We start from the raw sequence: 10423 nt of genomic DNA, 5'->3' as shown, positions 1-10423 counted from the left end.
CCCTGTGCGATCAGGAACGCGTTAAACGGCGACGCCGATGGTCCCAAGTCGCGAAGAAGCTGCACGCGGATCTTAATTCCGTAGGACACGTTGGCACCGAAGTCGCTGTCTGGTCCTAAGTCTCGAGCGTAGACCAGTCCGTTATAGGAGGCATCTGGTTCGTTGAAGCCAGGGAACTTCTCAGGGTCTGCGCTGTAGTCAAAGTTTCCAGAGTCGACGATGACACCTGCGATCGAGGTGCCGTGTCCGCCCAGGAACTTGGTTGCTGAGTGCAGCACAACATCGGCGCCGTGTTCGATGGGGCGCAGTAGGTATGGCGTTGCCAGGGTGTTGTCGACGATCAGTGGAACACCAGCATCGTGGGCGGCTTTACTGAGCTCAGGGAGGTTGAGCACTGCAGACTGCGGGTTGGTCAGGGTTTCACCAAAGAACGCTTTGGTGTTGGGACGGACAGCTTCTTTCCACTCGTCGATGTTGTCTGGGTTTTCCACAAAGGTGGTATCGATTCCCAGCTTGCGCAGGGTGATGTCGAGGAGGTTGTAGGTTCCTCCGTACAGTGAGGGGCTTGCGACGATGTGGTCGCCAGCACCTGCGATGTTGACGATTGCAAGGAATGCAGCTGCCTGCCCCGAAGAGGTCAAGACAGCGCCCACTCCCCCTTCAAGGGCCGCAATGCGTTCTTCAACTGCTTGCACTGTTGGGTTAGCGAGGCGCGTGTAGACGGGCCCTAGATCTTTGAGCGCGAAACGGTCGGCTGCCAGTTGCGCGTCGTCGAATACGAAGGATGTGGTCTGGTAGATGGGCAGTGCGCGTGCACCAGTTTCACTGTCTGGGGTCTGCCCTTCGTGGATCTGGAGGGTTTCAAAGGCGGTCATGGTTACTCCTAACGTTGTTGGTTGCATGCAACGCTAAACGGGGGCCGAGGTTGTTCCACCTGTGCGTGTCAAAGACGTGTCACGTGGTGTCTTATTTGGTCATATCACCGGAAGTTCCGTGCTGACGTTGGGATTTGCACGTCGAGTGCGGTGATTTTTTGGGCGTAGAGGCTCACCACTTCACCTGCCCGTTGCACGGTTCCTGTCACTGTTACGGTGGAGCGGGTGTAGGACACGGGTGCGAAACGTTTCATGAGTCCCGGTGAGCACACGACGTTGAGCATTCCGAATTCGTCTTCGATGTTAAAAAACGTCACGCCGGTTGTGGTTTTGGGGCGTTGCCGGTGCGTCACAATTCCGGCGACCGTGATCCGGGCTCCTGCCTGCGCGTTCATGGCGTCTCGTGTCGAAGCCAAGCCACGCGCGTTGAGGGCTGCGCGCAAGTGTTCCGTTGGGTACCCGTTCACGGTCATCCCGGTGGAAAACAGTTCGGCAAGTGTGGTGTCGAATTCGGTCATGAGGGGAAGCGCGGGAGCTTCCATGACCGCCGAGGTGCCCGGCAGTGTGTCTGGCCCTGCACCTGCCAGCGAACCGGCGATCCACAGCGCTTGCCTGCGGTCAACACCGAAACTCTCATATGCGCCTGCCGTGGCGAGGGCTTCCAGCGCGTCGGAGGGAATCCCCGTCTTACACGCGAGGTCTTCGATCGAGGTGTACGGCTGGGTGCGGTGCGTGACCACCTGGGTTGCCACCTCGGCGCTGATCCCCTTGACCGAGGTGAGCCCCAGCCGGATGGCGAACCCGCCTACGGACTGGGGGTCGGGTTCGAGGTCTGAGTGTTCGTGGGAGAGGTTAATGTCGACTGCGCGGATGTTCACGCCGTGCCGCCGCGCATCGGCGATGAGCGACTGGGGTGAGTAGAACCCCATGGGTTGGCTACGCAGAAGAGCCGCGGTGAACGCCGCGTGGTGTCGGTATTTAAACCAGGCAGATTCGTACACCAGGTTCGCAAAGCTCAGGGCGTGGGATTCGGGGAACCCGTAGTCGGCGAAGGCGGCAATCTTGCCAAAGATTTCCCGCGCCACAGTGGGCTCGACTCCGCGGGCTGAGCACCCTTGGTAGAACCGCTCTTCAAGCGCCGCCATAGTGCGGGCAGAACGGCGCGCACCCATAGCACGTCTGAGTTCATCAGCGTCGGCACCAGAAAACCCAGCGACGTCGATCGCGATCTGCATGAGCTGTTCTTGAAACAGGGGCACGCCCAGGGTTTTACCCAGGGAGTTCTTCAGCGCCGGGTGGGCGTAGGTGACCGGTTCAACGCCTTGCCTGCGTCGCAGGTACGGGTGGACGGATTCCCCTTGGATGGGTCCGGGCCGGATCAGAGCGATTTCGACGACCAGATCGTAGAAGTTGCGGGGTCGCATGCGTGGCAGGGTCGACAGCTGGGCACGCGATTCGACTTGGAACACACCTACTGCGTCGGCTCGGCACAACATGTCGTACACGCCGTCTTCTTGCGGGATGTTCCCGCGGTCAACCGCGTGCCCCGTGTGTTTTTTGACCAGTTCGTTCATGTGGCGAAGCGCTTCCAGCATGCCCAGCCCCAGAAGGTCGAACTTTACGAGGTTCATGGCAGCGGAGTCGTCTTTGTCCCACTGGATGACGGTGCGGCCCTCCATGGCGGCAGGCTCAATGGGGACAAGGTCGTAAATGGGGCGGTCGGTAAGAATCATGCCCCCGGAGTGGATCCCGAGGTGGCGCGGCGAATCGTGCAAGTCCCTTGCCGCTTCCAGAACGGGGGCGGGCACGTGGGGCGGTTCGTCAGTGTCTGGGGACAGAGCTCCGCGGTGGGTAGTTTTTGCGAATGCGTCCTGCTGGCCGGGGCTGTATCCAAAAGCCGAGGCGGCGTCCCGGACCGCAGATTTTGTGCGGTATGTGATGACGTTGGCGACTTGCGCTGCCCGCGTGCGCCCATATGTGCGGTACACGTATTGGATCACTTCTTCGCGCCTGCCCGATTCGATGTCGATGTCGATATCCGGATAACCGGCCCTTTGCGGGCTTAAAAACCGGTCGAAGAGAAGTTGGAACTTCACCGCGTCGACTGCGGTGATACCCAGAACAAAACACACTGCTGAGTTCGCAGCCGACCCGCGCCCTTGGCAATAGATGCCGTTGGTGTGGCAAAACCGGGCAATGTCTTCCACGATGAGGAAATACCCGGCGAATCCCATCGAAGTAATGGTGGCCAGTTCGCTGTCGATTTGTTCCCACGCGCGCGGGTGTTCCGACCGGTCACCATACCTGCGCCGAGCCCCCGCATACACGAGCTCACGTAGGTGTTCATCCGCGTCCCGCCCCGGCGGAACCGGCGCTTGTGGGAGCCCCACTTGGGCAGCCGACAGCTCAAATGCGCACTCTTGCCCAATCCGGTGGGCCGTTTCCACCGGGCCGGGCCCAAAACGCTCCCGCATGTCATGAGGCGTACGAACATACGCGGTGGCATCTGCTGGTAGCCAGCCGGCCAGTTCGTCTAGGGAGGCGTGTGACCTGATGGCAGCGCGCACGTGCGCCCCGCGGTATCCCGATCTGTACGCATAATGAACCGCGTTCGTGGCCACGGTAGGAAGGCTCGCACGGGTGGCTAGGTGGGTGAGGTGCTCAATCCGTGCATCGTCCGTGGGGTGGCCAAAACGGGTCAGTTCAACGACAACCCGGTCTGGGAACAGTTCGGTGAGGCCACGGAGTGCGCTCACGCCTCCGTCTGGGTCGCCGAGGTGGGGAATGAGTGGCCCTTTGCGGCACCCTGTGAGGATGTACCAGTCGGGGTCAAGGGCGGCGAGTTCTTCGAGGTGGAGAATCGGCCGGTTTTTCTCGCCGTGTTCATACCCCTGTGAGATTGCGCGTGACAGTTGACGGTAGCCGTCAACGCTGCGGGCAAGCACCAGAAGGTGGGTGGCTTGCGGGTCTTTTTGGCCTGGGATTTTGTGGGCCAAATCCAGGGACAGTTCTGCCCCGAAAACAGTGGGCATTCCCACGCGCTGGGCTTCTTGTGCAAAACGCACGGCGCCGTACAGGCCGTTGTGGTCGGTCAGAGCTAGGGCTGACAGCCCCGCTGCATGTGCCGCGTGGACGAGTTCTTCCGGGTCGGAGGCCCCGTCGAGGAAAGAAAAGTTCGAATGTGCGTGAAGTTCGGCGTACATTACGCGTACCTTCCCACGATGGCCCATTGCCCGGCTTCTTTGCACAGCACATACGCTTCACCGGTTTCGGTCACAATCTGGCACCGCACGTGGTACTGGTGTTCGCCCCACCACTGTGTGTCCACGGGCCAGGCGGAAGAAAAGTTGGTGACAGCCTGCGTGCCCTCCTGGGTGCGGAGGACCCGCGGGGTGCTATCTAGCCCGGCGGGTCTGGCAACAACCTGCTCACCGTATTCGTTGAGAAGGTCTACTGGCGTGTTTTCTACCAGGGTGGGCCGAGGTGGTGGCAAGGCTCCGGGCCATGGCGCCTGGGGGTCGCGGGTGGGTTCAGTGCTGTGCCTCCAGGGGGTCCACAGGTTCGTTTCTTCGGGTGATCGCCCTCCCTGCAAGCCTGGTGTACTCACCGCTTCGATCCCGAAGAGTCCTTGGATGCGTTCAAGCGCGGCGCCGACGTCGTCGGTGTGTGGAGCAAAGAGGTTCGACTGTGCACGTAAGGGGGCGACGAGTTCTTGTGCGTAGAACTCGATGCGGTGCACGCCGTCGCCACTGTCATCGCTGACATCACTGGTATCCCGGACATCGCTGTCTTCTGCGTGCGGGGCTTTTTCTGTGCGTGACCCTTGCCATCCGGCGGCCTGCCAGCGTACACGGTCGGCCAGTGCGGTTTCGGTGAGCGTGTCTAAGTGCCATGTGCGCTCATATGTGTGACTGGACGCGTGCAACACGATGCGCACGTGCGTACAGACCAGACCGGACTCCCGGATACGGTCCACAAAGTCTGTGGCCAGTTCGCGTGCTTTAAACGAAATGACGTCGAGCCTACCTGTGGGTGGCTCCAGGGATCCGCTGACAGTGAAGTCACGGGCGCGCACATGCTCTTGGGGAAGCTCATAAGTGTGCCCGGAGGCAAGAAGCCAGGCACGTGCTCCTGTTTCTCCAAACCGGGTGTAGACCTGGGTGCGTGGCAGGGCAGCCAACTGACCCAGCCGGTCGATTCCTAACCGGTGCAAAAGAACGGTGAGCGGAGTGAACTGGGTGTCCACAAGCCGTAACCGGTCGACACTTAACGGCGCTAAAAACTTCCCCGTGGCCCCAGGTTCGACGCGGGTTTGCGAGTCCGCCGCTAAAAGAGCGGCGAACGGGGTGTCGGCAATTCCGGTAAAAACTTCCCATCCGGTTGCATCGATGAGTTCTGTCAGCAGGTCGTGTACAGCATGTTCTTCGTTTTCATATGTGCGTTCAAGGGACGAAACAGGGATCGTGACAGTTCCGGGGTGAAACAGGCTGAAGCGTGCTACCAGCTTGTCCAGAACAGTCACGGCGGTAGCAAATTCTTGGTGGTCACGGTCCAGGTCGAACGGGTACACGTGCGCGTGCGGACACCGTAGTTGCGCGCTCCGCGTGTTCATTCCACGTATAACACCGTGTTTTCTGGCATGCGCGTTAGCCGCATATACAACGCCTGCCCGCACAACTATGACGGGTTCGCTCACGTTGATGTCTTCTCGGAGTGTCACCGCAAGCGCTGGCCAGTCAGGGACCGTGAGAACAAGCGTACGTGCACCCTCAGACAAGGCGAATCACCTGCGATGACGCGCGTTCCGCACCAGGGAGTTCGATGCGCACACTGCCCACGGCTGGGTTTGCCACGTGCACCGAATAACCGGTGAGGTGGCCAGAGCCGTAATCGATTCCCTCCCACTGTGGCTCAGAAACAGTGAGCTTCTCCCCTGTGTGGGGAAAATCGCGCAGAACAATCAGTGACATGTTCTTTTCGCGCACTTTGCTGTGAAGGCGGGAACGCTGCCCTGGGCTCATCTGCACCGGCTGTGTAATGACGATGGCGAACGTGTCGATCAGAATCGACAGGGCCTGCACAGTGTCACCCGGTTCAACGGCAACATTCACATAGTGGTCCAGCGCAATGTTGAAGTCACTCAGAGCGGCAACTGCGGGAACGCCCACCCCTAAACTGGCACACCAGTGGCGTTCCTGTGTTGCTTGCGACACGACTGCCAACGCGACCGAAAACCCGTGTGTCCCCACAATCTGGGTGATGTCGCCTCGCCGTAAACCACCTCGGGAAAATACCGAAGACAGCGCACCGGGCACGGGGAACACTGGCCGTGACGTAGCCAGGTCCCCCGCGGTACGCACGCCCGGGAGGCTGCGAAGCTTATGGAAATCACGCAGAGCAGACACACCAACAGTATCGAACATATGTTCGATGTATGCAAGGTTTGTCAGCAACAGGATTAGGATTGCACCATGCCCATTCAGATCGTGTTCCACACCCCCGAAATTCCCGGCAACACCGGAAACGCCATACGTTTAGCGGCCGTGACAGGCGCGCACTTGCACCTGGTTGAGCCCCTGGGGTTCGACCTCAGTGACGCAAAACTCCGCAGGGCGGGACTGGATTATCACGATCTGGCGCACGTCACCGTCCACCCCACGATCGAGCACCTGTGGGAGGAGCTGGGACACAAGCGCGTCATCGCGTTCACCACGCACACCACGCACACATTCGACACGGTCGAGTACACCTCCGACGACGTTCTGCTGTTTGGAAAAGAGTCCACGGGGTTGCCTGCCGAGGTGGCAGAAGACCCGCACGTGGACCTGGCTGTCCGCATTCCCATGTTGGAAGGCAGGCGTAGCTTGAACCTGGCGAATTCGGCATCAATCGCCACCTACGAAGCATGGCGTCAGTTGGGGTACCCGGGCGGAAAATAGCCCGCTGGGGCTCATTACACAACCGGCCACACAGAACCGGTCGCTCATATAGAATCTGCACGTTCGCTTAATCGTTCACACGTTCACTCACAGGAGGACCCATGACACACCGCGCGCTCACTTTTGCCGGTCTCGATGTTTCCGGAGGAGCAGGACTCTCCGCAGACCTCAAAATGTTCGAAGAGTACGGAGTTTTTGGCTCCACCGTCGAGACCTGCATTGTGACGTTCAACCCTGAAAAGGACTTCGTCCATGAAATCGAGTTCGTCGACGAAGACATCGTTGCGCGCCAACTCACCTCGGTTCTGGGAATCCACTCCTTCGACGTCATCAAGTCCGGCATGTTGGGATCCGTTGACAACGCACTGGTCCTGGCCGACCACATTGAAAAGGCACACATCCCGTACGTGTTTGACCCGGTCCTGGTATGTAAGGGCGCAGGCACCATGGTGGACCTCAAAGACCTATTCTTAGAAAAACTCGTGCCGCACGCCACCGTGATCACCCCCAACCTCGAAGAAGCGGCCACCCTGGTGGGAGCGGAGTCCTTGAACAGCGTCGAAGACATGGTCGAAGCAGCCCGCACACTTCACAGCAAGGGCGCACAGAACGTGATCGTCAAGGGTGGCGCTCGCCTCGACGGACCCACCGCGGTCGACGTCATCTTCGACGGAACCACTGTCACCGAACTGTCGACCACCAAGGTCAACAACCACCTGGTCAACGGGGCCGGTTGCTCGTTCGCCTCCTCGATTGCCGCCGGGCTGGCAACCGGACTTGACCTGGTAGCCGCGGCGACCTCGGCGAAGGAAAAAATTGCGCACGGCATTGCCGCCTCAATTGAGAACGCGACCGGCGTGCGCTCCCTGCTCCACTGCGCATGGCGCACTGAGCCCACGGACAGCATCACCGTGGAAGCGCGCACACTGTAAGAGCGCAACACACAATAATGGCCGGCACATGAGCGTGCCGGCCATTATTGCTATACGTGTTACTTGCGCTTTCCGAAGCCCTTGTAACGGTCCTTGAACTTCTCAACGCGTCCAGCGGAGTCAAGGATGCGCTGCTTACCGGTGTAGAACGGGTGCGAAGCCGAAGAAATTTCAACGTCGACCAGTGGGTAGGTGTTACCGTCTTCCCATTCGATGGTCTTTTCGGTCTTCACAGTCGAGCGCGTGAAGAACTTGGTTCCAGAAGCCAGGTCGTTGAACACAACCGGGCGGTATTCCGGGTGAATATCTTTTTTCATGGTGTTCCTTTGAATCTCGAGAGCCCTGATGCAACCGGGTTGCCCGCCAGTGCTCAAATTCTTATGGCTGACGCGTAAAACGCCAGCAACCAACTATACCCGAATGTGCGCTCAGTTCCACATCGAACAGCCACGTGGCGCGTTAATCGCGACACACGTGTGCGATGAGCGGCTCATACAGGTGTGGCGGAATGTTGTCATCGAGGGGAACGCACACCTCGACCTGCTCTTGAGCCTGCGCTACGAACAGCGCTGGGTCATTGCAGTCCGCGAATCCTACGGTGCGGATGCCGGCGCTTCCGGCGGCCCCTGCCCACCCGTGATCGGCGACCACCAGATCAGGCGCTTCTACCTGCGACAACACCGCCTGGGCGGGTTCAGCTAGGTGGGTGTGCGGGAGTCCGCCGTGCTGGTGCCACACCCAAACTCCCAGCACCGTGCGCGCGTCTCCCCCGATCTCAACGGGCACAAAGTCCGTCTGCTCGACCGTGCGCGCACCCAGGTTTACGGCCCAGTCCCGCATGCGCACATGTACCGGCAACAACCCGCTGGGGTGGCCGGTCGCGAACAGGATGCGTCCACCTCGGGAGGCGACATCCTGAATGGCGGCCCGCATCAGGTCTAATTGTTCGATGCACCGCTGCGTGGAGATGGTGTCCACGCCTTCCGTGAAGTCTGGGTCTGGGTTTATCCCGCAGGCGTCCACCATGAGCTGGAACACCGAGTCGTAGTCCCAGTCGCGGGTCAGCGTCACCCCAAAGTCGAACTGACGCTCCCCTGCGAGGAAGCGGTGGATGTGAAGGAGGTTGATTTCCCGAGGTGTCGCGACCTTCCCTGTAATGGCGGCCTGTTCGAGTTGCTGTGCGAGTGTTTCCACGTTTCAGTCCTTATGTTGGGTGAGGGCGAAGCATGTGACGGCAGCTGCGCCCCGGACTCGCTCGACATGGAGGCGGTAGTCGTCGTTCCGGCCGACTGCGAGGATGCATGAGCCGACGACGCCATGGAAGTCGTCGACGCTGCCGACCCGCCGATAAGCGCGTGCATGCCGAGGAGACCCATGATCAGCAGTGCAGTGAGTACGACGAGCTGCAGCCAGTGCTGGCCGCGGCAGGGTTCAGGAGCCGCGCTCTTCACAGCCCCAGCATACCCCGGTGGCGTATCACCTCGAAACGTTGGGTCCATTCAAGAGCGAGCCCGACTCACCTTGCAGGAATACCCTATATGGGTATACGGTTCACAAGATGGTACCCGCCGGGGGTACCCAAGTAGAGAGGGTTATCCGATGACTGCCAACGAGTACCAAGTGACGGGCATGACTTGTGGGCACTGCGAGGCATCAGTCCGCGAGGAGGTCGGCGAGATCGCCGGTGTCACCGGCATCGAGGTCAGCGCCGAGACGGGAAGGCTCGTGGTCACCACCTCCGGCGAGATCGACGACGCACAGGTCCTGGCTGCCGTCGAAGAGGCCGGCTATTCGGCCGTGCGCGCCTGATGAAGGCCCCGGCCAGCCTCGCGGCCCACGGCACTGCATGGTCGCGGCAGAGCAGAGAGAAGGAAGTGACATGAGCGCACCAGCGCCACTGAGTGCGGACAGCAGCATCGAGCTGGAGGTCGGTGGGATGACCTGCGCCTCCTGCGCGAACAGGATCGAGCGCAAGCTCAACAAGCTCGACGGCGTCACCGCGAGCGTCAACTACGCCACCGAAAAGGCCAAGGTCACCGTGCCCGCCGGCTATGACCCGGCCCTTCTGGTCGCGGAGGTCGAAAAGACCGGCTACACCGCCGCCCTGCCCCGACCCGAAGCTGCGACGACGGACTCCGAAGGCAACGATCAGGACCCAGCCGATGACCCCGAACTGACCTCGCTAAAGCAGAGGCTGATCGGGTCGATCGTGCTCACCGTCCCGGTAATCGCGATGGCCATGGTTCCGGTCCTGCAGTTCACCTACTGGCAGTGGGCCTCGTTGGCTCTGGCCGCGCCGGTAATCGTCTGGGCGGGCTGGCCGTTCCACAAGGCCGCATGGACCAACCTCAAGCACGGCACAGCCACGATGGACACGCTCGTCTCGATGGGCACGAGCGCGGCGTTCCTGTGGTCGCTCTATGCATTGTTCCTCGGCCATGCCGGCATGCCGGGGATGACGCATCCCTTCGAGTTCACCATCGCGCCGTCTGACGGCGCGGGCAACATCCACCTCGAGGCCGCCGCGGGGGTGACGATGTTCATCCTCGCCGGCCGCTACTTCGAGAAGCGCTCCAAGCGCCAGGCCGGCGCTGCGCTGCGCGCGCTGCTCGAGCTCGGCGCGAAAGAGGTCTCCGTCCTGCGGGACGGGGCCGAGATCAAGATCCCGACCTCCGAG

10 protein-coding genes are annotated in these 10423 nt (G+C 60.8%); 4 read left to right on the top strand and 6 right to left on the bottom strand.

What is annotated here, in order from left to right; genetic code table 11:
* From HMPREF0183_RS06990 to HMPREF0183_RS06975, 4 genes are all read right to left on the bottom strand, one after another.
* On the bottom strand, positions 1 to 875 hold an 875-nt coding region (locus HMPREF0183_RS06990), incomplete at its 3' end, for an O-acetylhomoserine aminocarboxypropyltransferase/cysteine synthase family protein (RefSeq protein WP_005884385.1).
* Positions 876 to 979: 104 nt separating this feature from the next.
* Complete coding sequence (locus HMPREF0183_RS06985) at positions 980 to 4078, bottom strand: error-prone DNA polymerase (RefSeq protein WP_005884383.1); 3099 nt, start codon at positions 4076 to 4078, stop codon at positions 980 to 982.
* Positions 4078 to 5652: a DNA polymerase Y family protein gene (locus HMPREF0183_RS06980; protein ID WP_005884381.1), complete on the bottom strand. Its 1575-nt coding sequence runs from the start codon at positions 5650 to 5652 to the stop codon at positions 4078 to 4080. The genes HMPREF0183_RS06985 and HMPREF0183_RS06980 overlap by 1 nt, the downstream gene beginning before the upstream one ends.
* Positions 5645 to 6280, bottom strand: a complete 636-nt coding sequence (locus HMPREF0183_RS06975; RefSeq protein ID WP_156798197.1) for a hypothetical protein — start codon at positions 6278 to 6280, stop codon at positions 5645 to 5647. Before HMPREF0183_RS06975 ends, HMPREF0183_RS06980 begins: the two co-directional genes overlap by 8 nt.
* Before the next feature lie 66 nt (positions 6281 to 6346).
* Here HMPREF0183_RS06975 and HMPREF0183_RS06970 point away from each other — a divergent pair, with 66 nt between their 5' ends.
* Both HMPREF0183_RS06970 and thiD read left to right on the top strand, forming a co-directional pair.
* The gene (locus HMPREF0183_RS06970; protein ID WP_005884377.1) at positions 6347 to 6814 is read left to right on the top strand and encodes a tRNA (cytidine(34)-2'-O)-methyltransferase; all 468 of its coding nucleotides are present in this window, start codon (positions 6347 to 6349) and stop codon (positions 6812 to 6814) included.
* A gap of 101 nt (positions 6815 to 6915) precedes the next feature.
* Positions 6916 to 7746: a bifunctional hydroxymethylpyrimidine kinase/phosphomethylpyrimidine kinase gene (thiD, locus tag HMPREF0183_RS06965; protein WP_005884375.1), complete on the top strand. Its 831-nt coding sequence runs from the start codon at positions 6916 to 6918 to the stop codon at positions 7744 to 7746.
* 59 nt (positions 7747 to 7805) lie between these two features.
* Here thiD and HMPREF0183_RS06960 read toward each other — a convergent pair whose 3' ends face one another.
* Both HMPREF0183_RS06960 and HMPREF0183_RS06955 read right to left on the bottom strand, forming a co-directional pair.
* A complete protein-coding gene (locus HMPREF0183_RS06960; protein WP_005884373.1) occupies positions 7806 to 8063 on the bottom strand; it encodes a type B 50S ribosomal protein L31 in 258 nt (85 codons plus the stop codon).
* 142 nt (positions 8064 to 8205) lie between these two features.
* On the bottom strand, positions 8206 to 8940 hold the full coding sequence (locus HMPREF0183_RS06955; RefSeq protein ID WP_005884371.1) for a phosphatase: 735 nt from the start codon (positions 8938 to 8940) through the stop codon (positions 8206 to 8208).
* Between the two features lie 405 nt (positions 8941 to 9345).
* Here HMPREF0183_RS06955 and HMPREF0183_RS06950 point away from each other — a divergent pair, with 405 nt between their 5' ends.
* Entirely contained in the window at positions 9346 to 9555 is a 210-nt protein-coding gene (locus HMPREF0183_RS06950; protein WP_005884369.1) for a heavy-metal-associated domain-containing protein, read from the top strand.
* 70 nt (positions 9556 to 9625) lie between these two features.
* Positions 9626 to 10423: cation transporter (locus HMPREF0183_RS06945; protein WP_040348478.1), on the top strand; the 798-nt coding region annotated here is incomplete at its 3' end.

It is taken from the genome of Brevibacterium mcbrellneri ATCC 49030, assembly GCF_000178455.1.
GTDB classification, from domain to species: Bacteria; Actinomycetota; Actinomycetes; order Actinomycetales; family Brevibacteriaceae; genus Brevibacterium; species Brevibacterium mcbrellneri.
This window is presented reverse-complemented; position numbering and strand designations above follow the sequence as displayed.

Coding starts and splice junctions, on each gene's coding strand:
- thiD (WP_005884375.1), top strand. CDS start 6,916: ATGACACACCGCGCGCTCACTTTTGCCGGTCTCGATGTTTCCGGAGGA.
- HMPREF0183_RS06985 (WP_005884383.1), bottom strand. CDS start 4,078: ATGTACGCCGAACTTCACGCACATTCGAACTTTTCTTTCCTCGACGGG.
- HMPREF0183_RS06950 (WP_005884369.1), top strand. CDS start 9,346: ATGACTGCCAACGAGTACCAAGTGACGGGCATGACTTGTGGGCACTGC.
- HMPREF0183_RS06960 (WP_005884373.1), bottom strand. CDS start 8,063: ATGAAAAAAGATATTCACCCGGAATACCGCCCGGTTGTGTTCAACGAC.
- HMPREF0183_RS06970 (WP_005884377.1), top strand. CDS start 6,347: ATGCCCATTCAGATCGTGTTCCACACCCCCGAAATTCCCGGCAACACC.